General features: G+C 71.7%; 22 protein-coding genes and 1 pseudogene. 9 read left to right on the top strand and 14 right to left on the bottom strand.

What is annotated here, in order from left to right; translation table 11 throughout:
- Positions 1-37: 37 nt before the first annotated feature.
- From BQ6202_RS02965 to BQ6202_RS02925, 9 genes and pseudogenes are all read right to left on the bottom strand, one after another.
- Entirely contained in the window at positions 38-646 is a 609-nt protein-coding gene (locus BQ6202_RS02965; protein ID WP_072312972.1) for a DAK2 domain-containing protein, read from the bottom strand.
- Between the two features lie 194 nt (positions 647-840).
- Positions 841-2,224, bottom strand: a pseudogene (locus BQ6202_RS02960) (MFS transporter).
- A 151-nt stretch (positions 2,225-2,375) separates the two neighbouring features.
- Positions 2,376-3,146, bottom strand: coding sequence for an SDR family NAD(P)-dependent oxidoreductase (locus tag BQ6202_RS02955; protein ID WP_072312971.1), 771 nt, complete (start codon positions 3,144-3,146; stop codon positions 2,376-2,378).
- Positions 3,147-3,172: 26 nt separating this feature from the next.
- Positions 3,173-4,129, bottom strand: a complete 957-nt coding sequence (locus BQ6202_RS02950; RefSeq protein WP_072312970.1) for a 3-hydroxyacyl-CoA dehydrogenase family protein — start codon at positions 4,127-4,129, stop codon at positions 3,173-3,175.
- 2 nt (positions 4,130-4,131) lie between these two features.
- Positions 4,132-5,067, bottom strand: a complete 936-nt coding sequence (locus BQ6202_RS02945) for a sugar phosphate isomerase/epimerase family protein (protein ID WP_072312969.1) — start codon at positions 5,065-5,067, stop codon at positions 4,132-4,134.
- Between the two features lie 149 nt (positions 5,068-5,216).
- Positions 5,217-5,975 carry a GntR family transcriptional regulator gene (locus BQ6202_RS02940; RefSeq protein WP_083586865.1) on the bottom strand — a complete coding sequence of 253 codons (759 nt, stop codon included), beginning with the start codon at positions 5,973-5,975 and terminating at the stop codon, positions 5,217-5,219.
- Positions 5,972-6,730: a triose-phosphate isomerase family protein gene (locus tag BQ6202_RS02935; RefSeq protein ID WP_072312968.1), complete on the bottom strand. Its 759-nt coding sequence runs from the start codon at positions 6,728-6,730 to the stop codon at positions 5,972-5,974. Before BQ6202_RS02935 ends, BQ6202_RS02940 begins: the two co-directional genes overlap by 4 nt.
- A 3-nt stretch (positions 6,731-6,733) precedes the next feature.
- On the bottom strand, positions 6,734-7,189 hold the full coding sequence (locus tag BQ6202_RS02930) for a ribose-5-phosphate isomerase (protein WP_072312967.1): 456 nt from the start codon (positions 7,187-7,189) through the stop codon (positions 6,734-6,736).
- Positions 7,190-7,191: 2 nt separating this feature from the next.
- Positions 7,192-8,919 (bottom strand): dihydroxyacetone kinase family protein, encoded by a 1,728-nt coding sequence (locus tag BQ6202_RS02925; RefSeq protein WP_072312966.1) that lies wholly within the window; start codon positions 8,917-8,919, stop codon positions 7,192-7,194.
- A 783-nt stretch (positions 8,920-9,702) separates the two neighbouring features.
- Here BQ6202_RS02925 and fbaA point away from each other — a divergent pair.
- Positions 9,703-10,728, top strand: a complete 1,026-nt coding sequence (fbaA, locus tag BQ6202_RS02920; RefSeq protein WP_072312965.1) for a class II fructose-bisphosphate aldolase — start codon at positions 9,703-9,705, stop codon at positions 10,726-10,728.
- A 76-nt stretch (positions 10,729-10,804) separates the two neighbouring features.
- Here fbaA and BQ6202_RS02915 read toward each other — a convergent pair whose 3' ends face one another.
- Both BQ6202_RS02915 and BQ6202_RS02910 read right to left on the bottom strand, forming a co-directional pair.
- Entirely contained in the window at positions 10,805-11,143 is a 339-nt protein-coding gene (locus BQ6202_RS02915; RefSeq protein ID WP_072312964.1) for a hypothetical protein, read from the bottom strand.
- A 39-nt stretch (positions 11,144-11,182) separates the two neighbouring features.
- Positions 11,183-12,178, bottom strand: coding sequence for a 4-hydroxy-3-methylbut-2-enyl diphosphate reductase (locus BQ6202_RS02910; RefSeq protein ID WP_072313181.1), 996 nt, complete (start codon positions 12,176-12,178; stop codon positions 11,183-11,185).
- Positions 12,179-12,291: 113 nt separating this feature from the next.
- Between BQ6202_RS02910 and xseA the strand changes: the two genes are divergently transcribed.
- Positions 12,292-13,515 carry an exodeoxyribonuclease VII large subunit gene (gene xseA, locus BQ6202_RS02905; protein WP_072312963.1) on the top strand — a complete coding sequence of 408 codons (1,224 nt, stop codon included), beginning with the start codon at positions 12,292-12,294 and terminating at the stop codon, positions 13,513-13,515.
- 43 nt (positions 13,516-13,558) lie between these two features.
- Here xseA and BQ6202_RS02900 read toward each other — a convergent pair whose 3' ends face one another.
- Positions 13,559-14,833, bottom strand: a complete 1,275-nt coding sequence (locus BQ6202_RS02900; RefSeq protein WP_072312962.1) for an MFS transporter — start codon at positions 14,831-14,833, stop codon at positions 13,559-13,561.
- A gap of 26 nt (positions 14,834-14,859) precedes the next feature.
- Positions 14,860-16,035 carry an acetylornithine deacetylase gene (argE, locus tag BQ6202_RS02895; protein WP_234946087.1) on the bottom strand — a complete coding sequence of 392 codons (1,176 nt, stop codon included), beginning with the start codon at positions 16,033-16,035 and terminating at the stop codon, positions 14,860-14,862.
- 96 nt (positions 16,036-16,131) lie between these two features.
- Here argE and BQ6202_RS02890 point away from each other — a divergent pair, with 96 nt between their 5' ends.
- The 7 genes from BQ6202_RS02890 (at position 16,132) to BQ6202_RS02860 (ending at position 22,566) form a co-directional block, all read left to right on the top strand.
- The gene (locus BQ6202_RS02890; protein ID WP_072312961.1) at positions 16,132-16,380 is read left to right on the top strand and encodes an exodeoxyribonuclease VII small subunit; all 249 of its coding nucleotides are present in this window, start codon (positions 16,132-16,134) and stop codon (positions 16,378-16,380) included.
- Complete coding sequence (locus BQ6202_RS02885; protein WP_072312960.1) at positions 16,377-17,024, top strand: DUF4245 family protein; 648 nt, start codon at positions 16,377-16,379, stop codon at positions 17,022-17,024. The genes BQ6202_RS02890 and BQ6202_RS02885 overlap by 4 nt, the downstream gene beginning before the upstream one ends.
- Positions 17,025-17,067: 43 nt before the next feature.
- Positions 17,068-18,471, top strand: coding sequence for a class II fumarate hydratase (locus BQ6202_RS02880; protein WP_072312959.1), 1,404 nt, complete (start codon positions 17,068-17,070; stop codon positions 18,469-18,471).
- Positions 18,472-18,685: 214 nt separating this feature from the next.
- Positions 18,686-19,390 carry a hypothetical protein gene (locus BQ6202_RS02875; protein ID WP_143143618.1) on the top strand — a complete coding sequence of 235 codons (705 nt, stop codon included), beginning with the start codon at positions 18,686-18,688 and terminating at the stop codon, positions 19,388-19,390.
- Positions 19,387-19,911, top strand: coding sequence for an RNA polymerase sigma factor (locus tag BQ6202_RS02870; protein WP_072312957.1), 525 nt, complete (start codon positions 19,387-19,389; stop codon positions 19,909-19,911). The genes BQ6202_RS02875 and BQ6202_RS02870 overlap by 4 nt, the downstream gene beginning before the upstream one ends.
- Positions 19,912-19,955: 44 nt before the next feature.
- Positions 19,956-22,019 (top strand): prolyl oligopeptidase family serine peptidase, encoded by a 2,064-nt coding sequence (locus tag BQ6202_RS02865; RefSeq protein WP_072312956.1) that lies wholly within the window; start codon positions 19,956-19,958, stop codon positions 22,017-22,019.
- Between the two features lie 46 nt (positions 22,020-22,065).
- Entirely contained in the window at positions 22,066-22,566 is a 501-nt protein-coding gene (locus BQ6202_RS02860) for a tetratricopeptide repeat protein (protein WP_072312955.1), read from the top strand.
- A gap of 51 nt (positions 22,567-22,617) precedes the next feature.
- On the opposite strand, the gene BQ6202_RS02855 is transcribed toward BQ6202_RS02860, so the two are convergent.
- Positions 22,618-22,953, bottom strand: coding sequence for a DUF3140 domain-containing protein (locus BQ6202_RS02855; RefSeq protein ID WP_072312954.1), 336 nt, complete (start codon positions 22,951-22,953; stop codon positions 22,618-22,620).
- Positions 22,954-22,997 lie beyond the last annotated feature (44 nt).

Genomic DNA, 22,997 nt, shown 5'->3' with positions numbered 1-22,997 from the left:
CGGCGAAAGTCCCGCGGTTCCTTCGCGCAGGTGCCGGTCAGCTGTGCTCTGCGATGACCTCGGCGATCGCCGAGAGGATCAGCGCCGAGGAGGTCGCGCCCGGGTCGGGGAACCCCAGGTCGGGCGTCGAGGCGTCGAAGCGGTCAGGGAACGCCGCCGTCTCGACCGCGGCCTCCTCTGCCACGCCGGCCGCGTGCGCCGCGGCGTCGAGCCCGGGCTCGCCGCGCTCGAGGTGCACGTGCGCGTCGCCCAGGGCGGGCGCGAGGGTGTCGACGATCGACTTGTCGCCGATGTGCGCGTCGGTGGAGGCCTCGAGCGCGCGGAGCGCGGCGTCGACCACGGCGACGGGGCCAGCGTCGAGCACCGCGGCGGCCGCAGTGCCCATGGCGCCCCAGAGCGAGTTCGCGCTGCCCTCCTCGGCGGCCCAGGCCTCGGCGGCGGCGGCGAGCGCCTGCCCTTGCCCGGCTGCTGCGGCGGCCGCACTGGCAGCGGTCGCTCCGGTCAGCACGTTCGTGCCGTGGTTGCCGTCGTCAGCGACGGCGTCGAGCTCGTCGAGCTCCTCGCGCGCCTCCTCCAGCGAGGCGACGATGCGCTCGAGCGCTGCGCGCACCAGCGTGTCGAGTGCCTGTTCGTCCTGCGGATGCATCGGTGCCTCCCTCGGCGCGCGGCGGCCCCGGCGCTCGCCAGAAGCCTAGACCGCCGACCCTGGCGGCACGTGGACGCCCGGCGGCGGGCGACTCGCGCTGCAGACGAAGCAGGCCGGATCGGGTGTCGCGGGTCCCGATCCGGCCTGTGGTGCACCCTGCGGGTGCACGCCTGTGTTCGCGGTGCCTGCCCGGCTCAGTGGCCGGGTGCCGTCGTCTCCACGTCGGCGTCCTGCTCGGCCTCGAGCAGCGCATCCGCCTTCGAGCTGAAGAACTTCGTGCAGAACAGCATGATCGCCGCGAGGAACGCGAAGACGCCGAGCGAGACGACGCCCCATGCTCCCGAGTCGGTCGGCACGGCCTCGTTGATGCCCGTGCGCATCAGCGGCGCGACGAAGCCGCCGAGGTTGCCGAGCGAGTTGATGAGGCCGATGCCCGCAGCCGCCGCGGTGCCCGTGAGGAACGCCGTCGGGTAGGACCACGTGATCGGGCCGACCGAGAGGAAGCTCGCGACCGCGATGGTGATGAACAGGATGCCGAGGATCGGCTGCCCAGCGCTGCCCGCCCACGCCGAGGCGAGGATCGCGACGCCCGTGATGATGTAGAACATCGTGCCCCAGTTGCGGCGGCGGACGATCGTGTTCGCCGCGCGACCGAAGTAGTAGCAGGCGAACAGGCCCACGAGCCACGGGATGGCGGCGACGAGGCCGACCTGCCAGCCGACGTCCTGGCCGAGCAGGTTCGCCACCTGCTGCGGGAGGTAGAAGGTCGTGCCGTAGACCGCGATCTGGAGGCAGAAGTAGATGACGGTGAAGTACCACACCTTCCAGTTGCCCATCGCGCGCCAGATGCCGGTGGGGCCGTCCGACTCGCGGACGGTGTCCTCCTTGGCCATGACGTCGATGAGGGCGCGCTTCTCCTCGTCGTTCAGCCACTTCGCGTCCTGCGGCCCGTTGATGAGCAGGAATGGCTGCGATGCCGGCGACGACGGCCATCATGCCCTCGACGAAGAACATCACCTGCCACCCGGCCCACGGCGTCAGCGTCTCGCCGAAGCTGATGAGGCCGCCAGACAGCGGAGCGCCGAGCATCTGCGAGAAGGGCTGCGCGAGGTAGAAGATCGCGAACATCTGCACGCGGTGCTTGTTCGGGAACCACTCGGAGAGGAAGAGGATGACGCCCGGGAAGAGGCCGGCCTCGGTGACGCCGAGCAGGAAGCGCAGCACGATGAACGACGTGTCGTCGGTCACGAACGCGAAGCAGGAGGCGACGATGCCCCAGGTGATCGCGATGCGCGCGAGCCAGAAGCGAGCGCCGAAGCGCTTCAGCAGCAGGTTCGAGGGGATCTCGAAGATGGCGTAGCCGATGAAGAAGATGCCGGCGCCGAGTGCGAAGGCTCCCGCCGAGATCCCGCGGTCCATCTGCAGGGCATCCTCGGCGAAGCCGACGTTGGTGCGGTCGAGGAACGCGACGAAGTACAGGACCACGAGCATCGGCATGAGATGCTTCGCGGCCTTCTTGATGGCCGAGTCGAGAGCGGGGTTGCTCGTCGACCCGGTGGTCACGGTCTTGTCGGACACGAGACTCTCCTTTGAGTGCGGTGAGGGGGTGCGCTCGGCGTCAGCCGAGCAGGGAGGGGAGGATGAGCCACAGGCCGACCCCGACCAGGACGATGCCCAGTGCGAGGAAGAGGATGCGGGACCTGGACCACGAGCCTTGGCTGCTCATGGGTCAGTGCATGTAGAGGCCGCCGTCGACGTTCAGGGTCTGCCCCGTCACGAAGCCTGCGTCCTCAGAGATCAGGTAGGCGATGGCGGCCGCGATGTCGCGCGGCGTGCCGATGCGCGGCAGCACGCCGTCGGCGGCCATCGCGGTCTTGCGCTCCTCGGTGAGCGTGCCGCCCATGATGTCGGTGTCGATCGGGCCGGGCGAGACGACGTTGACCGTCACGCCGTGCTGGCCGAGCTCGCGCGCGACCGAGCGCGAGAAGCCGATGACGCCGGCCTTCGCCGCCGAGTAGACCGTCTTCGAGAAGGTGCCGCCGCCGCGCTGGGCGGAGACGGAGGAGAGGTTGACCACGCGGCCGACGCCGTGGTCCACCATCGACTCGACGGCGCGGCGGGTCGCGTAGTGCACGCCGTTCATGTTGATGCTCATGACGCGGTCCCACTCCTCGGCCGTCACCTCGAGGTAGGGCACGGGGCTCGAGACGCCGGCGAGGTTGACGAGCGCGACGACCTGCGGCAGCGCTGCCTCGAGCTCGTCGAAGGCTGCGCGCACCTGCGCCTCATCGGCGACGTTGGCGCCCGCGCCGGCTGCCTGCACGCCGTGCTGCTCGGCGATCTCGGCGGCGACGGCCTTGGCCGCATCGGCGTCGAGGTCGATGATGCCGACGCTCCAGCCGTGCTCGGCCAGGTAGTGGGCGGATGCGCGGCCGATGCCGCGCGGGGAGGCGGCGCCGGTGAGGACGACGGTCCGGGCTTCGGGGAAGGCGGTTGCCATGGGGGTCTCCGAGTCTGCGATGCGGGTCAGTGGATGGGGGCCGGGCCGAGCTCGTCCATGAGCTGCTTGATGGCGACGTATGCCTTGTTGCGGTAGGCGACGAGCTCTGCCGTGCGATCGGCGGGCACGTCGAGGTAGCCGGCGCCCGACTTCGTGCCGAACTTGCCGGCGTCGACGAGCTCCTTGAGCGAGTCGGGCGTTGCGAAGCGCTCGGGCCAACGGGTCTGCAGCGAGGCGTAGCAGAACGAGTAGACGTCGAGCCCGGCCATGTCGGCGATCGCGAAGGGGCCGAAGACCGGCAGGCGGAAGCCGAAGGTCGTGCGCACGATGGTGTCGATGTCGTCGGGCGTCGCGACGCCCTCCTCGACGAGCTGCGTCGCCTCGTGGAAGAGCGCGTACTGCAGGCGGTTCAGCACGAAGCCCGTGGCGTCGCCGACGCGCGCGGTCTCCTTGCCGGTGGCCGCGACGAGCGCCTCGACGGGCGCGAAGACCGAGTCGTCGGTGCCCTCGTGGCCGATGAGCTCGACGCCCGGGATGAAGGGTGCCGGGTTCGAGAAGTGCACGCCGAGGAACCGCTCGGGGTGCTCGACGGCCTCCGCGAGCGTGCCGATCAGGATGGTCGAGGTGTTCGAGCCGATGATCGCGTCGGGGCGAGCGGCTGCCGAGATGCGCGCGAGCGTCGCGTGCTTGATCTCGATCTTCTCGGGGACGGCCTCCTCGATGAAGTCGGCATCGGCGACGGCCGACTCGATCGACTCCGCCGCCGTGATGCGTGCCTCGATGCGCTCGACGGCGTCCTCGGGGAAGAGCCCGTCGGCGACGAACGCCGCGGCCTCGTCGAGCAGGCGCGTGCGGTTGCTCTCGGCGATCTCGGCGCTGATGTCGGCGATCTGCACGTCATAGCCCGCGAGCGCGAGCACCTGAGCGATCCCGCCGCCCATGTAGCCGGAGCCGACGACGGCGATGTTCGTGATGGTGGTCATGATCAGCCCTTCGGGAGGAGCGAGCGCAGGTAGCGCTGGTTGGTGGAGCAGTTGCCGAGGCTGTCGCCGCCGTAGTGCTCCATGAGGAAGATGCCGTCGAAGCCGAGCTCGATCGCATCGCGCACGACCTGGCGGTAGTTGATGAGCCCGCCCTCCATCGTGCTGGGCACGCTCGTCGCCCACGACCCATCCGCCGACTCGTCGCGCGTGTAGTTCTTCACGTGCCAGTAGTTCGCGTAGGGCAGGGTCTTCGCGTGCATCTCGCGCCAGTCCTCGATCGGGCGGTGCAGGCGGATGAGGTTGGCGATGTCGGGGTTGAGGCCCACGTTGTCGAGGCCGATCTCCTCGACCAGGCGCACGGCCGAGTCGGCGGTGCCGAGGTAGGTGTCCTCGTACATCTCGAGCGACATCTTCAGGCCCACCTCTGCGGCGTGCTTCCCGAGCTCGCGCAGGCGCGTGACGGCGGCGCTCCAGACCTCGGGGTCCTCCGGGTCCTTCGGGCCCTGCGCCGTCCAGAACCAGAGCGCCTTGCGCTGCGCCTCGTTGAAGGGCTGGTGCAGGCCGGTCGAGAAGACCTCCATGCCCCACTCGGCGGCGGCGTCGATCGTGCGGTGGGCGTACTCGAGGTTGCGCTCCTCGTGGCCCGGCATGATCACGCTCTGGCGCTGCAGGTGCACGGAGGGCAGGCGCACGCCGTGCCGCTCGAGGACCGAGAACAGCTCGTCCTTGCGGCTCGCCTCGAGGTCGGCGGGGCGGATGTGGCTGTCGGGCAGCTCGGCGAGGTCGAAGCCCACGTCGGCCACCTGGGCGAAGGCGTCGTCCCACACCTGGGGATCTGCGTCGTGGAGGGCCACGCCGTCCTTCGAGACGGCGGGGATGCCGTGCAGGCACGTGGCGATGGGCCAGGTCTCTGCGGTGAATGCGGGCTGCACTGCCATGTCGTCTGCTCCATTGCAATCGTCGGGCCGAGTGCCCTGATCGAAGATCCTATAGGAAATGTAGTCGCCGGTCCCGCTCCGCGCAAGCACGGATGCGGGCGCGCCGGATCGGCGCTGGATGCGCCGGATCGCCCCGGCGCGGGGTGGCCTCAGCCCGAGGTGGACTCCTCCCCCACCGAGCGAGCGCGCACGCCCTCGATGTGCGCGCGCATCGCGGCGATCGCCGCGTCCGCGTCGCCCGCCTCGAAGGCATCGAGCACCGCCTGGTGCTCGGCGTGGGCCTCGCGCACGTCGTTCGCGCCGCGGATCACAGCCTGCCGCAGCCGGTGCGTCATGGCCCCCAGGTCATCGTGCATCGCGACGAGGTAGCGGTTGCCCGTGCCGCCGAAGATGGCGCGGTGGAAGGCTGCGTCGGCCGCGAAGTACTCCTGCGTGACCCGCAGGCTCGGCTCGCCGCGCAGCGTCTCGATCACGCGCCCGGCGCGCTCCTCGTGCAGCTCGTGCGCCGCGCGCAGCCGCGGCAGCAGCTCGGCGGCGCGCGGCAGCGCGAGGCGAGTCGCCTCGAGCTCGAGCATCAGGCGCGCGTCGAAGAGCTCATCGAGCTGCTGCGCGTCCAGCGGCGGCGCGACGCGGTAGCCCTTGAGCGCCTCGCGGGTGACGAGGCCGGTGCGCTCCAGCTGCACCATCGCCTCGCGCACGGGCGTCGGCGAGACGTCGAGCTGCTTCGCGAGCATGTCGATCGACAGCCGCGAGCCCGGCTCGACGCGCCCCTCGAGCAGCAGCTCGAGGATGCGGTCGTAGACGCGGTCGCGCAGCCCGCGGCGCTCGATCTCGCTCACGCGCAGCGAGCCGATGCCGTCCTGGTCGAGGGCGGCTGTGCCCGAGCCGCTCGGAACCGCCGCGCTCATCGCTGCGCCTCCAGCGCCAGCGCCTCGTCGAGGATCGCCGCGAAGGCGGCGGGATCGTGCGCGAAGCGACCGAGGAACATGCCGTCCACGGAGTCGGCGATGCGCGGCAGCAGGCCAGGGCCCGCACTGCCGCCATAGATCACCTGCACATCGAAGGGCAGGCTGGCGGCGTGCGCCCGCAGCGCCTGCCCGATCGCGCGGATGTGCTCGTCGTCCGCCGGCTCCGGCGCGCCGATCGCCCAGACGGGCTCGTAGGCAACGATCAGCCGTCCGCCGAGCCCCTCGTCGCGGGCGATGGCGAGGGATGCGCCGAGCTGCGCGACGCACGCGGCCGCGGCCGCGTCGTGGTCGCCGCGCGCCTCCTCGCCGATGCAGAGCACCGGCGCGAGGCCGTGCCGCAGCGCCGCAGCGACCTTCCGCGCCACCGTCTCGTCGGTCTCGCCGAACATCCGCCGCCGCTCGGCGTGACCGATCTCTGCGAGCGCCACGCCGTGCTCGGCGAGCTCGGCGGCCGAGACCTCTCCGGTGAACGCCCCGGTGTCCTCCCAGTGCAGGTCCTGCGCGCCCACCAGCATCCCCGCATCCGTCGCGATCGGGACGACATCGGGGATCGACGGGAAGCTCGGGATCACGAACGGCTCGACCAGCCCCCGCCGCACGGCCGGGTGCTCGGCGCAGATCGCGGCGACGGCCCGCGTCCACTCGAGCGTGCGGGCGCGCCCGAAGTACATCTTCAGGCTCGAGCCGATCAGCACGTCTCAGCCCTCGTAGGCGCAGATGTCGTCCACGTTCGCCTGCGAGTGGCTCGACGGGTCGAAGGTGTAGGTCAGCCACTCCCCCGCCAGGCGGCGCGCGAGCTCGATGCCGACGACGCGCTGGCCCATCGTGAGGACCTGGCAGTCGTTCGAGAGCACCGAGCGCTCGACCGAGAACGAGTCGTGCGCGACGGTGGCCCGGATGCCGGCGACCTTGTTGGCCGCGATCGCGACGCCGATGCCCGTGCCGCAGAGGAGCAGCGCGCGGTCGGCCTCGCCGCGAGCGACGCGCTCGGCGGCCTCGATGGCGATCTTGGGGTAGGAGGTGGTGCCCTCGGCGTCGTCGACGCCCACGTCGACCACGGAGTCGACGAGCTCGTTCGCCTCCATGTCGCGCTTGAGGATCTGCTTGTAGTCGAAGCCGGCCTTGTCGCTGCCGATGATGAGGCGGATGCCCATGGTCACTGCTCCTTGGATGTCGTGAGGACGTCGTGGATGGTCTTGGTGATGAGCGCGAAGGAGATCGCGCCCGGGTCGGGCGTGCCGATCGACTTGTCGCCGTGCGAGCGGGCGCGGCCGAGCGTCGCGGCGAGGTCGGCGGTCGACTGCGCCGCGGTCTGGCTGAGCGCGGCGGCGGCGGCCCATGCCTGGCGCACCCCCTCGCCGGCGCTGACGCGGCGCGCGAGCTCGTCGGCGAAGGGCACGATGGCGTCGACCATGGTCTTGTCGCCGACCTTGGCCTTGCCGAAGGCCATGACGGCGTCCTTCGCCGCAGCGACGCCCTCGGCGACGGCCCCGGCCGTCACGGGCTCGGTGTCGCCCAGGCGCTCGCCCAGCGTGCGGAGCATCTCGCCCCACAGCGCGCCGCTCGTGCCGCCGGCTCGGTCGCTCCACGCATCCGCCGCTCGCTCGAGCGTGGTCTGCGCACCGGCACCGGCCTGCGCCGCGGTCGTCGCGGCGGCGGCGCCCGCGCGGGAGCCGCGCTGCATGCCGATGCCGTGGTCGCCGTCGCCGGCGATCGAATCCATGTGCCCGAGCTCGTCGGCCGCCTCGTCGAGGGTGGCGGCGACAGCGGTCAGCGCCGCATCCACGAGCGCTGCGGCGGCGCGCGAGTCGTCGCTCGCCTCCGGGATCGCGGTGTCGGCCTCGGTCGTCACGACCGCGTCGGCGGCGCGCTGCGGGGCGACGGAGCCCTTGGTGAAGCCGGAGCTGTCGGCGGGCGCAGCCCACAGCGTCTCGAGCTCCTCGTCGAGCCACAGGAGCGTGAGCGAGACGCCCGACATGTCGAAGCTCGTGCAGAGCTCGCCCACCTCGGGCTCGACGATCGCGATGCCGCGCTCGTCGAGCAGCTGGGCGATGCGGCGGAAGACGACGAACATCTCCTCGTACTTCAGGTTGCCGAGGCCGTTGAGCAGCGGCACGACCCGAGCGCCCTCGAGCGAGACGCCCTCGGGCACCTCCTCGAGCAGCTTGTCGATGAACATCGCTGCGAGCTCGTCGGCCGTCGGCACGTCGACCTCGTCGATGCCGGGCTCGCCGTGGATGCCCAGGCCCACCGCCATCTTGCCCTCCGGCACGGTGAACAGCGGCTCGCTCGCGCCCGGCAGCGTGCAGCCCGAGAAGGCGACGCCGAACGAGCGGGTGCGGGCGTTGGCGAGCTGCGCGACGCGCTCGACGCCGTCGAGGTCGTAGCCGGCGGCAGCGGCGGCACCGGCCACCTTGAAGACGGAGAGGTCGCCGGCGATGCCGCGGCGCTTGTGCAGCTCTTCCTGCGGCGCGCTCCAGATGTCGTCGGTGACCGTGACGGTGCGCACATCGATGCCCTCGGCGCGCAGCTTCTCCTGCGCCTGGTCGAAGTGGAGGACGTCGCCGGCGTAGTTGCCGTAGCTCAGCAGCACGCCCTTGCCCTGGTCGGCGGCCTTCGCGATCGAGTAGACCTGCTGCGACGAGGGCGAGGCGAAGAGGTTGCCCATGGCGGCGCCGTGCGCGAGGCCCGGGCCGACCAGGCCGCCGAAGGCCGGGTAGTGGCCGCTGCCTCCGCCGATCACGAGGGCGACCGTGGCCTCGTCCGCCTGGGTGGATCGGACGACGCCGCCCGGGGCGGCCTGCACCCAGCGGCCTGCAGCGGCGACGAAGCCCTCGATCATCTCGTCGGCGAACCTGCTGGGATCATTGAACAGTCGCGTCATCGCGCTCTCCTCGCTTCGGATGCCCGCGGTGGCGCAGGCGTCGCCGAAATCCTATAGGAAGTTGGGTTGACTGTCACCCCGGCGCCACCCGTGGGGGCCCCGCCGCCGCAGCCGCGTCTCCCGGCATCCATTGGCGCCTCCCAGCATCCATTGGCGCCCCTCGCGATCGAGTGGCGCCTCCCGCGCTCGAGTGGCGCCTCCCGCGATCGAGTGGCGCCTCTCAGCGTCCACTGGCGCCTCCCGCGCTCGAGTGGCGCCTCCCAGCATCCACTGGGTCCGCTCGGGTCGGGCCGGAAGGCGTCGACGCGCCACTCGAGCGCGGAAGGCGCGCCTCGAGCGCAGAAAGCGCCAGTCAGATGCGGAAGGCGCCGATCAGACGCGGAAGCCTCCACTCAAGCGCGGAAGGCGCCAATCAGACGCGGAAGCCGCCACTCAAGCGCGGAAGGCGCCACTCAGGCGCAGAAGGCGCCGATCAGACGCGGAAGCCGCCACTCAAGCGCGGAAGGCGCCACTCAGACGCGGAAGGCGCCACTCAAGCGCGGAAGGCGCCATTCAGGTGCGGGAGGCGCCACTCGAGCGCGGAAGGCGCCGATCGACGGCAAGAGGCGCCGCGGGATGCTGCGAAGTACCAGTGGATGCTGGAGGGCACCGATGGCAGCGGACGCGCACGAGGCGGGGAGGTGCGACGTACGCGCGCGCCCGCACGTGCGCCGACCTAGACTGACCACGACCCGCGCGGCCGCGATCTGCGGTCCGCACCCCGGACGAGACAGGAGCTGTGCCATGCCCGTCGCAACGCCAGAAGAGTACGCAGAGATGCTCGACAAGGCGAAGAAGAACGCCTTCGCCTACCCCGCCATCAACGTCTCGTCGTCGTCGACGATCAACGCGGTGCTGCAGGGGCTCGCCGACACCGGCTCCGACGGCATCATCCAGGTGACGACGGGCGGTGCCGACTTCTTCGCCGGCCAGAGCGTCAAGAACCGCGCGGGAGGCGCCGTCGCCTTCGCCCGCTTCGCCACCGAGGTCGCGAAGGCCTACCCAATCAAGGTCGCGCTCCACACCGACCACTGCCCGAAGGACGCCCTCGACGGCTTCGTCTTCCCGCTGCTCGAGGCGAGCGAGGAGGAGGTCAGGGCCGGCCGCGCCCCGCTCTTCCAGTCGCACATGTGGGATGGCTCGGCCGTGCCGCTCGAGGAGAACCTCGAGATCGCGAAGCAGATCCTCCCCCGCACGCACGCCCTGCAGCAGATCCTCGAGGTCGAGATCGGCGTCGTCGGCGGCGAGGAGGACGGCGTCAGCCACGAGATCAACGACCAGCTCTACACGACCCTCGACGACGCCATCGCGACGGTCGAGGCGCTCGGCATGGGCGACCAGGGCCGCTACATGGCAGCGCTCACCTTCGGCAACGTGCACGGCGTGTACAAGCCCGGCAACGTCAAGCTGCGCCCAGAGCTGCTCGGGCAGATCCAGGCGGGCATCGCCGAGAAGTACGGCACCGAGGCGAAGCCGCTCGACCTCGTCTTCCACGGCGGCTCCGGCTCGACCGACGAGGAGATCGCCGAGGCGGTGCGCAGCGGCGTCATCAAGATGAACATCGACACCGACACGCAGTACGCCTACACCCGCTCGGTCGCCGGCAGCATGTTCGGCGGCTACGAGGGCGTGCTGAAGCTCGACGGCGAGGTCGGCAACAAGAAGGTCTACGACCCGCGCGCGTGGGGCAAGGCGGCGGAGACGGCCATGGCCGCCCGCGTCGCCTCGGCCACGCAGCAGCTCGGCTCGGCCGGCTGGTCCAGCAAGTAGCACCGGCAGCAGACGGAGGACGGGCACCCCTCGGGGTGCCCGTCCTCCGTCTCGCTCCTCGTCCGGCGGAGGTGCGCTACTCCCAGTCGCCCGCGTCGATGATGCGGTCGGTGCCCTCGGGCATCACGGTGTCGTCGACGCCGTTGTCGTCGGTGTCGACGCCCGCCTGCGTGCCGCCGTGCTCGTCGGGGATGTCGGCGGGGTCGTCCCCCTCCCACTCCTCGTCTCGGCCCTCCGCGCCCTCCGGGGCGTCGTCGCTGCCGATCTCGTCGAGCTGGTCGGTGGCCAGCACGCGGTCCTCATCGGTCGAGTCGCCCATCGACTCGTCGAAGTCCTCGCCGTCGGCCATCTGGTCGGCCCACTGGTCGTCCTGCTCGGTCGGGGCCTGCTCGTTCTGGGGCTGTGCGTCAGTCATGGGGCCGATCGTAGCCACGGCGCCTGAGCGCCACCAGGATCAGCGCCTGCGGGTCGGGCGCAGCTCCTTGGGCAGGGAGAAGATGAGGTCCTCCTCGGCCGTGCGGATCTCGGCGATGTCGCGGTAGCCGGCGTCGTCGAGCTCCTGCAGCACCTCGTGCACCAGGCCCTCCGGCACGCTCGCGCCGCTCGTCACGCCGATCGAGTGCACGCCCTCGAGCCACTCCTGCTGGATCTCGCTCGAGTAGTCGACGCGGTACGCGGCCTTCGCGCCGTACTCCAGCGCCACCTCGACGAGCCGCACCGAGTTCGACGAGTTCGCGCTGCCGACGACGATGACGAGATCCGCATCCGCCGCCACCTTCTTGATGGCGACCTGGCGGTTCTGGGTGGCGTAGCAGATGTCGTCGCTCGGCGGGTCCTGCAGGTTGGGGAAGCGCACGCGCAGTCGGCGCACGGTCTCCATCGTCTCGTCGACCGAGAGCGTCGTCTGGCTGAGCCAGACGAGCCGGTCGGGGTTCTGCACCTGCACGGTGTCGGCCTCGTCCGGGTTGTTCACGATCGTGACGCGATCGGGGGCGTGCCCGGCGGTGCCCTCGACCTCCTCGTGGCCCTCGTGGCCGACGAGCAGGATCTCGTAGTCGTCGCGCGCGAAGCGCACGGCCTCGCGGTGCACCTTCGTCACGAGCGGGCACGTCGCATCGATCGCGTCCAGGCCGCGATCCGCGGCGCCCTGCACGACCGCGGGGCTGACGCCGTGGGCGCTGAAGATCACGCGCTCGCCCTCGGGCACCTGGTCGACCTCGTCGACGAAGATCGCGCCCTGCTCGGTCAGCTGCGAGACGACGTGCTTGTTGTGCACGATCTCCTTGCGCACGTAGATCGGGCCCTCGTACTGCTCGAGCGCCTTCTCGACGGCGAGCACCGCGCGGTCGACGCCCGCGCAGTAGCCGCGCGGGGTCGCGAGCAGGATCCGCTTCTCGCCGCCGACCGGGAGATCCTGGAGCCGACCCCTCCGGAGCGCAGGCCGCGGCATGTCCAGCGGCACCCTTCCGTTCGTGATCGTCACCGGCCCAGTCTACCGTTGGAGCCAGCCCGCGACCCCCGCGGTCGCCAAGGGCGAACAGACCGGCACACCAGAGGAGCACGATGGCGGAGCGCATCACCGGCACCCCCGACGAGCCGTGGAGCGTCGAGCGCCTCGGCGCAGAGCTCAAGAGCTACATCGGGCGCCTCGGCCACCTCTGGGTCGAGGGCGAGATCACCCAGTGGTCGAACTCGCGGGGCAACGTGTTTGGCAAGCTCAAGGACGTCTCGGCCGACGCCACCATCTCGTTCAACGTCTGGAGCTCGACGCTCAGCCGCATCGAGGGCGACTTCGCCCAGGGCGACCGCGCGGTGCTGCTCGTGAAGCCCGACTACTGGCCGCGCGGCGGCACCCTCTCGATGGTCGCCGCCCAGATCCGCCACGTCGGCCTCGGCGAGCTGCTCGCCCGCCTCGAGGCGCTGCGACGCAGCCTCGCGCAGGAGGGCCTCTTCGACGCCTCGCGCAAGCGGCCGCTGCCGTTCCTGCCGAACCGCATCGGCCTCATCACCGGACGCGACTCCGACGCCGAGAAGGATGTGCTCCGCAACGCCCAGCTGCGCTGGCCAGGGGTCGAGTTCCGCGTCGAGCACGCCGCCGTGCAGGGCGACCAGACGGTGCCGACCGTGCTCGCGGCGCTCGCGCGGCTCGAGGCAGACCCCGAGGTCGACGTCATCGTCATCGCGCGCGGCGGCGGCGACTTCCAGAACCTGCTCGGCTTCAGCGACGAGGCGCTCGTGCGCGCGGTCGCCGCCGCCACCACGCCGATCGTCTCGGCGATCGGCCACGAGGCCGACCGCCCGCTGCTCGACGAGGTCGCCGACCTGCGCGCGTCGACGCCGACGGATGCGGCGAAGCGCATCGTGCCCGACGTCGCGGAGGAGCTCAACCGGATCACGCAGGCGCGGGCGCAGCTGCGCGCCAGGGCCACGCAGCACGTGCACCGCGAGGCGGAGCGGCTGGAGTCCTTCCGATCCCGGCCAGCGCTCGCTCGCCCCGGCACGATGCTCGAGTCGCTCTGGCAGGACCTCGCGCGGCTGACCGCGCGCAGCGACGAGCTGGCAGCCCGCAGCGTCGAGCTGCACGGCCAGCGGCTCGACCACCTGCGCCAGACGCTCCGGGCGCTCAGCCCGCAGGCGACGCTCGACCGCGGCTACGCCGTCGTGCAGACGGCCTCCGGCTCGGTCGCGCGCGACGCGGCGGCCGTCACGGCGGGCGACGCGCTGCTGGTGACCCTCGCCTCCGGCACCCTGGACGCGGACGTGCGCGCCGCGCATCCGGAGCACTGACCGCGACGCGACCCCGAGCCACAGCCCGGGGTCGCGCGAGCGATCAGCGCTGGCTGTAGCGCTTGCGCACGAAGTACAGGCCGACGAGCGAGAGCACGGCGATCGCCATGTAGTAGATGCTCGGCGCGTTGAGCGATCCGGTCACCGTCAGCAGCCACGTCAGCACGAGCGGCGCGATGCCGCCGAGCAGGGTGACGCCGACGTTGTACGCGACAGAGAGGCCGGTGCCGCGCACCTCCTTCGGGAACATGTTCGACAGCAGGCCGGGCAGCGGCGCGAAGTAGCACGTCATGATGGCGCCGAGCAGCGCGATCGCGATGATGAGCGCCGGCACGCTGCGCAGCGTCACGATGATCTGGAAGATCGGCCACGCGAGCACGAGCGCCGCGACCGCGGCGTAGGTCATGATGCGCGCGGGGCCGAAGCGGTCGGCCAGGTGCCCGACGAAGGGCGAGCCGAAGACCGTGATCGTGCCCGCCACGACGCCGCCGAGGTAGGCGGCGGTCGGCGGGATGCCCAGGTTCGAGACCGCGAAGGTGGGCATGTAGAGGATCATGTAGACCGAGATCGTCGCGACGCCGATGACGGCAGAGCCGGCGAGCACCCGGCCGAGGTGCTCGCGCAGCAGCGAGCCGAGCGGCGACTTCGTGCGCTCGGTCGCGCCGAGCTCCTCGGGCTCTGCGAGGCGCGCGCGGATGTAGAGGCCGACCGGGCCGATCAGCAGGCCGACGAAGAACGGCACGCGCCAGCCCCAGGAGTAGAGGTCCTCCTCCGACAGCCAGGTGTTGAGCGCGAAGCCGAAGCCCGACGCGAGCAGCATCGAGGCGCCCTGCGCGGCGATCTGCCACGAGGCGTAGAACATCTTCTTGTGCGGCGCGGTCTCGATCAGGAAGGTCGTCGCCGTGCCGAACTCGCCGCCGGCGGAGAAGCCCTGGATGAGGCGCGAGAGCAGGATGACCACGCCGCCCCAGACGCCGACCATCGCGTAGGTGGGCGCGATGGCCATCAGGAGCGTGCCCACCATCATGAGCAGCAGCGTGATGGTGAGCGCGTTCTTGCGGCCCTTGCGGTCGGCGAAGCTGCCGAGCACCATGCCGCCGAGGGGGCGGATGAGGTAGGTCGTCGCGAAGGTCGCGAAGGTGTAGATGAGGCCGTAGGCGCCGGCGTCGGGGAAGAACACCTCGGTGATGACCACCGCGAACGAGGCGTAGACGATGATGTCGAACCACTCGAGGGCGGCGCCGATCGAGCTGGAGATCACCGCCTTGCGGGCGGCGGCGAGCCGTTCGGGCGTGGCCTGGGGCGCGGTGGTGGTCATGGGTGCTCCTGGATGGGACGTGGTGGTCAGGCGGCGCGGAGGCCGTCGATGAGCCGGTCGACGAAGGTCTCGCACTGCGCGATCTGCTCGAGCTCGACGAACTCGTCGGGGCCGTGCGCCTGGGCGATGTCGCCAGGGCCGCACACGACGGTGGGGATCCCGGCCTCGGCGAACAGCCCCGCCTCGGTGCCGTAGGTGACCTTGGCGTCGCTGGGCTCGCCGCCCCACTCGGCGGCGAGCGCGACGATCTGGGCGTCGGCGGGCGTGTCCACGCCGGGGGCCGAGGCGGTGACCGCCAGCTCGACCCGGCACGAGTCGTCCAGCTCGCGCATGGCGGCCTCGATGCGGCGGCACTCATCGGCGAAGCGCGCGGAGAGGGCGGCGTGGTCGATGCTCGTCAGGCCCCGGAACTCGAAGTGCACCGTGCACTCGGCGGGCACGGTGTTGATGGCGATGCCACCGTCGATGCGGTTGACGCTGACGGTCGTGTACGGCACGAGGTAGCCCTCGTCGAAGGGACCCTGCTCGCGCATCTCGTCGGCGACGCCCTCGACGAAGCGCACGAGCTCGGTCGCGAAGCGGATGGCGTTGACGCCGTGCGGAGCGAGCGAGGAGTGGATCGCGACGCCCCGCACCTCGGCGCGGAAGACGTTCATCGACTTGTGCCCGCGCACGATCCGCATGCTCGTCGGCTCGCCGACGACGCAGCCGCGCGGTCGCAGCCCTCGCCGCACGATCTCGTCGACGAGGTCGACGGCGCCGACGCATCCGACCTCCTCGTCGTAGGAGAGCGCGAGGTGCACGGGCTCGGCGAGCTGCGCCTCGGCAAGGGCCGGGGCCTTCGCCAGCAGCACGCCGAGGAACGACTTCATGTCGGCGCTGCCGCGCGCGTAGAGCCTGCCGTCGCGCTCGGTGGGCTCGAAGGGCTCGCTGCTCCACCGCTGGCCGTCGACCGGCACCACATCGGTGTGCGCCGAGAGCACGATCCCGCCTTCGACCGAGCCGTCGGCGGCGGGGAAGGTCGCGAGCACGTTGGCCTTCGTGCCCTCCGCGTTCGGCACCAGCACCGGCTCGACGCCGACGGCGCGCAGCCGCTCGACGACGTGGTCGACGAGGGCGAGGTTCGACTCGCGGCTGGTGGTGTCGAGGCGGATGAGGTCGGTGATCTCAGCCATCGTGGATGCGGCTGGCGAGGCGGGCACGAGAGCTCCTGACGGTGGGTGGATGCGCAAACCGCAATCGTCGCACAGCCCCGGGACGCCGTCTCGCATGTCGGGTGCGAGCGGTAGGCTGGCGGGGTGAGCACCCCCGAGAACAGCGACGTCGCAGCGCTCTCCTACGAGGCCGCGCGCGACGAGCTGGTGCGCGTCGTGACCGCCCTCGAGTCGGGCGGTGCGACGCTCGAGGAGTCGCTCGCGCTGTGGGAGCGCGGCAACGCGCTCGCCGACCGCTGCGAGCAGTGGCTGCAGGGCGCGAAGCAGCGGCTCGACGCCGCTCGCAGCAGCGCGGCAGCAGGGTCCGCGCCTGCGGAGGCCGACGAGGCATGAGCCGCAAGGAGCCGCGCGTCGTCGCAGAGCTCGGGCGACCGGAGACGCCGGAGGAGACCGCTGCCCGCAAGGCGGAGACCTCGCGCCGTCACCGCGAGAACCGCAGCTTCATCAACCTGCTCGCCGGCGTCGCCGTCAGCCTGGGCATCGTGCTCGTGATGGTGCTCGTGGTCGTCCGTCCAGGCCTGCCCGCGCGCGAGCCGATCGACGTCGCGGCCGCAGCCGCCGCGGCGCAGGTCACCACCGACGAGCCCCTCATCGTGCCGCAGCTCGACGAGGGCTGGGCGTCGAACGCGGCCGAGATCCGCACGGGCACCGATCAGGTCTTCAGCTGGTACGCCGGCTACGTGACGCCCGAGCAGCAGTTCCTGTCCTTCCAGCAGGCGGTCGACGCGAACCCGACCTGGCTCGTCACCACGATCGAGGATGCGGTGCCGACCGGCGAGCGCGTGATCGGGGGCACCACCTGGGTCGAGCACGACCAGCGCGAGACGGAGGACCCCGGCAACCTCGAGTTCGTGCTCACGACCGAGCACGGCGCATCCACCGTCATCGTCGCCGGCACCGCCGACGACGCCGAGCTGCAGCACTTCGCCGAAGCGGTGACCGCTGCGCTCGACGCGGGCGAGCCCGCCGGCGACTAGACCGCCAGACACGACCGATACCGCCAACGAGAGGCACAGCGCAGTGAACGACGTCGACTACCGGATCGAGCACGACACGATGGGCGAGGTGCGCGTCCCCAAGCACGCGCTGTACGCCGCGCAGACGCAGCGAGCCGTCGAGAACTTCCCCATCTCGGGCTCGGGTCTCGAGCCCGCCCAGATCGTGGCGCTCGCGCGCATCAAGCGCGCGGCAGCGATCGCGAACCGCGACCTCGGCATCCTCGAGGCATCGGTCGCCGACGCGATCGTCGCCGCGGCCGACGAGATCATCGGCGGCGCCCACCACGACCAGTTCCCGGTCGACACCTACCAGACCGGCTCCGGCACCTCGTCGAACATGAACATGAACGAGGTGCTCGCGACGCTCGCGACCAAGCACCGCGGCGAGGCGGTCCACCCCAACGATCACGTGAACGCCTCGCAGTCGTCGAACGACGTCTTCCCCACCTCGGTGCACATCGCCGTCACCGGCGCCCTCATCGAGCAGGCGATCCCCGCGCTCGCGCACCTCGCGGGCGCGCTCGAGGAGAAGGCGAGCCTCTGGGCCGACGCCGTCAAGCCCGGCCGCACGCACCTGATGGACGCCACGCCCGTCACGCTCGGCCAGGAGTTCGGCGGCTATGCCGCGCAGATCCGCTACGGCATCGAGCGCATCGAGGCCGCGCTCCCCCGCGTCGCCGAGGTGCCGCAGGGCGGCACGGCCGTCGGCACCGGCATCAACACGCCGCTCGGCTTCCCCGAGCGGGTCATCGCCGAGATCGCCGCCTCGAGCGGGCTGCCGATCACCGAGGCGCGCAACCACTTCGAGGCGCAGGCCAACCGCGACGGCCTCGTCGAGGCGTCCGGTGCGCTGCGCACCATCGCGGTGTCGCTCACGAAGATCAACAACGACCTGCGCTGGATGGGCTCCGGCCCCAACACGGGCCTGGGCGAGATCGCGATCCCCGACCTGCAGCCGGGCTCGTCGATCATGCCCGGCAAGGTCAACCCGGTGGTGCCGGAGGCCGTGCTCATGGTCGCCTCGCGCGTCATCGGCAACGATGCGACGGTCGCGTGGGCCGGCGCCTCTGGCTCCTTCGAGCTCAACGTGCAGATCCCGGTGATGGGCACGGCCCTGCTCGAGTCGATCCGCCTGCTCTCGAACGCCTCGCGCGTGCTCGCCGACAAGACGGTCGCCGGGCTCGAGGCCAACGTCGAGCGCGCTGCGGCGCTCGCCGGCATGAGCCCCTCGATCGTCACGCCCCTCAACCGCCTGATCGGCTACGAGGCGGCCGCGAAGATCGCCAAGCACTCGGTCAAGCAGGGCATCACGGTGCGCGAGGCCGTCATCGACCTCGGCTACGTGGAGCGCGGTGAGCTGAGCGAGGCCGACATGGACAAGGCGCTCGACCTGCTCTCGATGACGCACCCGGGCGTCGCGAAGTAGCGACCCCGTCTCGTCGAGGCGGCGAGCTTCCGGAGGTCGAGCGCGTGCCGCGCATGCGCACGAGTCCGGGAGCTCGCCGTCGCGCATCGCGGTCGAGGTCGCGGACGTCGGTGCGGGGTCGCCACCTCGAGGTGCAACGGGCAGTGGAGGTGCGGTGTAGACGGATCCGCGGCTTCGCGCCATGTGCATGGTGAGGACCACGATGGAGGACACCATGCGAGACGACCACCGCCCCGACCAGCACGACCAGCTCGACGAGCTGCTCCGCGACGCCGCTCCCCTACCCCGGATCGCGCAGCTCACCGCCGACGCATCAGCGCTGGCCCGTGGGACGGCCGTCGGGCAGACGCCACGCCGCAGGCGCCGACCGTCCAGGCCGCTCGTGCTCGGCAGCATCGCCGCGCTGGGCCTCACTGCGGGAGCTGCCGTCGCGACCACCATCGTGCTCGGCACTCCGAGCTCACCGGATCCGACCGCCGTCGTCGCCTTCGAGTACACCGACGCCGACGCAGAGCTCCAGCGGTGCGACGGCTCGATCTGGGTGCTGCCGACCACCACGGTGCAGACGGTGGAGGATCCCGTCGGGGGGTGGCAGCGCGTCATGCCAGAGATGGGTGGCGTGACCTACCGCGCCGGCACGGACCAGGAGTTCCGTGGCTCCGGCTTCTCGCACGACACGCTGCTGGGTGGCGACCGCATGCCCGTCGAGCCGCTGGAGTACGACCAGACCGAGTTCGAGGCGGTCCGCGACCTGGTGCTCGGCCTGCCCAGCGCCGAGCTGCTCGCCGACGACATGGCGACGCTCGATGTCGAGAGCAGCGCGTGGACCGACAGCATCACCGACGCCGTCATCGCCGCGGGCTACGGCGACAGCGAGTCTGCGCGGCTGGTCGTCACCGTCGGCTGCCTCCGGCCATGACCGCAGCCTCGCAGCTCGAGACGCTCGTCGAGACGGCGGCGGGCGATCTGCTCGGCTATCTCGCACGCCGCACGCGTGAGCCCGAGGATGCCGCCGACCTCCTCGGCGATGTCTTCGCGACCCTCGCCGAGCACCCGGAGCGGATCCCCGCCGACCCCGAGCAGGCACGCATGTGGGCGTTCGGCATCGCGCGCAACCTGCTGCGCGGCCACTTCCGGCGTGCCACGAGGACGGATGCGGTGACGACGCGACTGCGGGACAGCATCCGCACCGCCGCGGCAGCGCATCCGGGTGACGACCTGCAGGCGCTGCGCGACGAGGTGCAGCTGGCGGTGCGCACCCTGCCGGAGCGTCAGCGCGAGCTCGTCTCGCTCGTGCACTGGGACGGCTTCTCCATCGAGCAGGCCGCCGCGCATCTCGGCATGCGCGCGTCCACGGCGCGCACCCACCTCTCGCGGGCGCGCACGAGGCTGCGCGGCATCCTGCGGCCGGCACTCGACTCCGCTGCCCCGATCCGCTGACCGCCCCGGGCCCATCCTCCAGCCTCCCGGCCTAGGGTGGTCGGATGCGGTATCCCGAGGTGCGGAGAGACAAGACGGTCGAGCTGGTGCACGGGGAGGCGATCGCCGATCCGTATCGCTGGCTCGAGGACGGCGACTCGGCCGAGACCCGCGCCTTCATCGAGGCTCAGAACGCGTTCGCCGAGCCGGTGCTCGCCGCCCTGCCGGCGCGCGCAGCCTTCCGCGACCGGCTGACGGCGCTGCTCGAGGCACCGACTCGCGGCTGCCCGTGGATGCGCGGCGGCCGTGTCTTCGCGTGGCACAGCGACGGCCAGAACCAGCCGGTGCTCGTGGTGGCCGACTCGGTCGATGGCCTCGAGGGCACCGGTGCCGAGCAGCCCCGGGTGCTGCTCGACCCCAACGCGCTCTCTGCCGACGGCACGGTCGCGGTCACGATGGCGAGCGTCTCCCCCGACGGGCGCCTGCTCGCCTACGGCGCGGCCGACGGCGGCTCCGACTGGCGCACCATCCGCATCCGCGACGTCGCCACCGGTGACGACCTCGCCGACGAGATCCCGTGGACGAAGTGGAACAGCGCCGTCTGGTTCGACGACGCCTCGTTCTCCTACTGGGCGTACGAGGCGCCGACGGGCGACGCCCTCACCGACGAGATGGGCGCAGGCCGCCTGCTGGCGCACCGCGTCGGCACGGACGTCGCCCAGGACACGACCCTTTGGGCGAACCCGGAGGAGCCGCGCATGTTCGCGCGCCACTGGCCCCGCGACGACACCTGGTTCGTGCTCTCCACCGACACCGGCTCGTCGAGCGGCAACGACCTGGCCGTCGGCCGCCACGGTGACGACGCGCTCACGCAGCTCGTCGAGGGCCACGAGCACGAGTGGAGCGCCATCGGCGTGCGGGAGGGCCGGCTCTACGCCGTCACTGACGCGGGCGCCGCGCGCTACCGGCTCGCGGTGCTCGACCCCGAGACGGGCGCCGAGTCGACGCTCGTGCCCGAGCACCCGGAGGACGTGCTGCTGGACGCCTCGCTCACCGCATCCGGCATCGTGCTGGAGTACTCGCACGACGCGAGCCACCGCATGCAGCTCGCGACCTTCGACGGCCTGCTCGGCGATGTCGTGCCGCTCGGCGACGGCATCTCGATCACCGGCTCCGACGCGACGAGCGCCTCGAGCACCGTGCTCGTCAGCACCCAGAGCTTCGTCGACCGCGGCACGCGGCACGTGATCGAGACGGATGGCGCCAGCCTCGTCTCGCACCGCACGCTCGCGACGCCCGGGCCGGCCGCCCCCGCCGCCACGACCCAGCGCATCCGCACCGCATCGAGCGACGGAGAGATCGTGCCCGCCTTCCTCGTGCGACCGGAGGGCGATGCGGGCGAGACGCATCGGCCGACCCTCATCTGGGGGTACGGCGGCTTCAACATCCCGATGAACCCGGGCTTCCGCGCCGTGCTCGCGGCGTGGGTCGGCGCGGGCGGCGTGCTCGTGGTGCCCAACCTGCGCGGCGGCGGCGAGTTCGGCTCCGAGTGGCACAAGGGCGGCACCAAGGAGCGCAAGCAGCAGGTCTTCGACGACCTGTTCGCGATCGCCGAGCACCTGATCGCCACCGGCGTGACGACGCCTGCGCAGCTCGCGCTGCACGGACGCTCCAACGGCGGGCTGCTCGCGGGCGCCGCGCTGACGCAGCGGCCGGAGCTCTGGGCCGCGGTGCTGCCCGGCGTCGGCGTGCTCGACATGCTGCGCTTCCACCGCTTCACGATCGGCTGGGCGTGGGCGAGCGACTACGGCGATCCCGACGACGCCGAGGCCCACCGCGCCCTGCGCGCCTACTCGCCGCTGCACGCCGTGCGGGACGACGTCGACTACCCGCCGACGCTCATCACGACGGGCGACCACGACGACCGCGTGGTGCCGGCGCACTCCTTCAAGTTCGCAGCCGAGCTCCAGCGGGCGCAGGCCGGCAGGGCTACGACGACGGATGCGCCGGTGCTGCTGAGCGTCGACACGCGGGCGGGGCACGGCATGGGCAAGCCGAAGGACGCCGCGGCGCTCGAGTTCGCCGACCAGCTGGCGTTCGCCGCGCACCACACGGGGCTCGCGCTGTGAGCCGGAGCCGCTGTGCGCCCGCACCTGCTGCGGGACGGGGACAGGCATGAGCCAGGAGTGGGAGACCGCGGCGTGGAGCGCGGCGGTGGACGAGCTCTGGGAGCGCGTCGAGCGGATGCCCGCCGACGACGCGATCGCGGCGATGCGCTCGCTCGCGGCGGCCTACCCTGGCTCGGACGGGAGGGCCGCGTTCGAGCTGGCGGGCATGCTCGACTCGCAGGGACAGGAGCACGAGGCGGAGCGCGAGTACGAGCGCGCGCTGCACCTCGGGCTCCCGCCCGAGCAGCACGCGCAGCTGGCCGTGCAGTACGGCTCGACGCTGCGCAACACCGGCCGCCTCGACGACGCGATCGCGGTGCTCGAGGCCGCGCCGGCGCATCCGAGCACGGGAGCCGCGCCGCGCGTGTTCCTCGCGCTCGCGCTGCACTCGGCCGGTCGGCACGACGAGGCGCTGCGCGTCGCCGTCGAGGCGATCGAGCCGACGCTGCCGCGGTACAACCGCTCGGTGCAGGCGTATGCCGCTGCGCTGACCGAGCCGACGGACTGAGCGGGGCGGCGGGCCGGGCGGCCCGCCGGGTGCGGGGGCGCGCCCGGAACCTCACTGCTTCGGGTCGTGGCCCCAGTTCATGAGCGAGGAGCGCCAGCGGGTGTCGGTGACGTCGCCGTCCGGCCGCTGCTCACTGTGCCGGGCGACGTAGCCGACGACCTTCCGCATGTGGGCGTAGTCGTCGTCGTTGAGCTCCGCCTGCTTCTTGCGGAGGATCCGCACGATGCGTCGCCCGGACGCGTGCCCGGTCGATTCGCCGCCGTCGTCGGCCTTCTGACCGACCTCGCGCGACTCGTCGGTCTCCAGCCACTCCTCGAGCGTCGCCGGCGTCATCGTGACGGCATCGTGGAACTCGTCGCGGACCCGCTTGCGGTCGTCGTCATCCATGCATCGATCCTGCCCCGTCAGCCCACGGAGCGCCAGGTGTTGGG

The organism is Agrococcus sp. Marseille-P2731 (assembly GCF_900117395.1).
Lineage (GTDB): Bacteria > Actinomycetota > Actinomycetes > Actinomycetales > Microbacteriaceae > Agrococcus.
The sequence above is the reverse complement of the archived record's forward strand: the minus strand, read 5'-3'. Positions and strand labels throughout refer to the sequence as shown.

Coding starts and splice junctions, on each gene's coding strand:
- BQ6202_RS02950 (WP_072312970.1), bottom strand. CDS start 4,129: ATGACCACCATCACGAACATCGCCGTCGTCGGCTCCGGCTACATGGGC.
- BQ6202_RS02860 (WP_072312955.1), top strand. CDS start 22,066: ATGAGCCAGGAGTGGGAGACCGCGGCGTGGAGCGCGGCGGTGGACGAG.
- BQ6202_RS02915 (WP_072312964.1), bottom strand. CDS start 11,143: ATGACTGACGCACAGCCCCAGAACGAGCAGGCCCCGACCGAGCAGGAC.
- BQ6202_RS02870 (WP_072312957.1), top strand. CDS start 19,387: ATGACCGCAGCCTCGCAGCTCGAGACGCTCGTCGAGACGGCGGCGGGC.
- BQ6202_RS02930 (WP_072312967.1), bottom strand. CDS start 7,189: ATGGGCATCCGCCTCATCATCGGCAGCGACAAGGCCGGCTTCGACTAC.
- xseA (WP_072312963.1), top strand. CDS start 12,292: ATGGCGGAGCGCATCACCGGCACCCCCGACGAGCCGTGGAGCGTCGAG.
- BQ6202_RS02865 (WP_072312956.1), top strand. CDS start 19,956: ATGCGGTATCCCGAGGTGCGGAGAGACAAGACGGTCGAGCTGGTGCAC.
- BQ6202_RS02885 (WP_072312960.1), top strand. CDS start 16,377: ATGAGCCGCAAGGAGCCGCGCGTCGTCGCAGAGCTCGGGCGACCGGAG.
- BQ6202_RS02900 (WP_072312962.1), bottom strand. CDS start 14,833: ATGACCACCACCGCGCCCCAGGCCACGCCCGAACGGCTCGCCGCCGCC.
- BQ6202_RS02925 (WP_072312966.1), bottom strand. CDS start 8,919: ATGACGCGACTGTTCAATGATCCCAGCAGGTTCGCCGACGAGATGATC.
- BQ6202_RS02955 (WP_072312971.1), bottom strand. CDS start 3,146: ATGGCAACCGCCTTCCCCGAAGCCCGGACCGTCGTCCTCACCGGCGCC.
- BQ6202_RS02855 (WP_072312954.1), bottom strand. CDS start 22,953: ATGGATGACGACGACCGCAAGCGGGTCCGCGACGAGTTCCACGATGCC.
- BQ6202_RS02940 (WP_083586865.1), bottom strand. CDS start 5,975: ATGAGCGCGGCGGTTCCGAGCGGCTCGGGCACAGCCGCCCTCGACCAG.
- BQ6202_RS02965 (WP_072312972.1), bottom strand. CDS start 646: ATGCATCCGCAGGACGAACAGGCACTCGACACGCTGGTGCGCGCAGCG.
- BQ6202_RS02945 (WP_072312969.1), bottom strand. CDS start 5,067: ATGGCAGTGCAGCCCGCATTCACCGCAGAGACCTGGCCCATCGCCACG.
- fbaA (WP_072312965.1), top strand. CDS start 9,703: ATGCCCGTCGCAACGCCAGAAGAGTACGCAGAGATGCTCGACAAGGCG.
- BQ6202_RS02910 (WP_072313181.1), bottom strand. CDS start 12,178: ATGCCGCGGCCTGCGCTCCGGAGGGGTCGGCTCCAGGATCTCCCGGTC.
- BQ6202_RS02875 (WP_143143618.1), top strand. CDS start 18,686: ATGCGAGACGACCACCGCCCCGACCAGCACGACCAGCTCGACGAGCTG.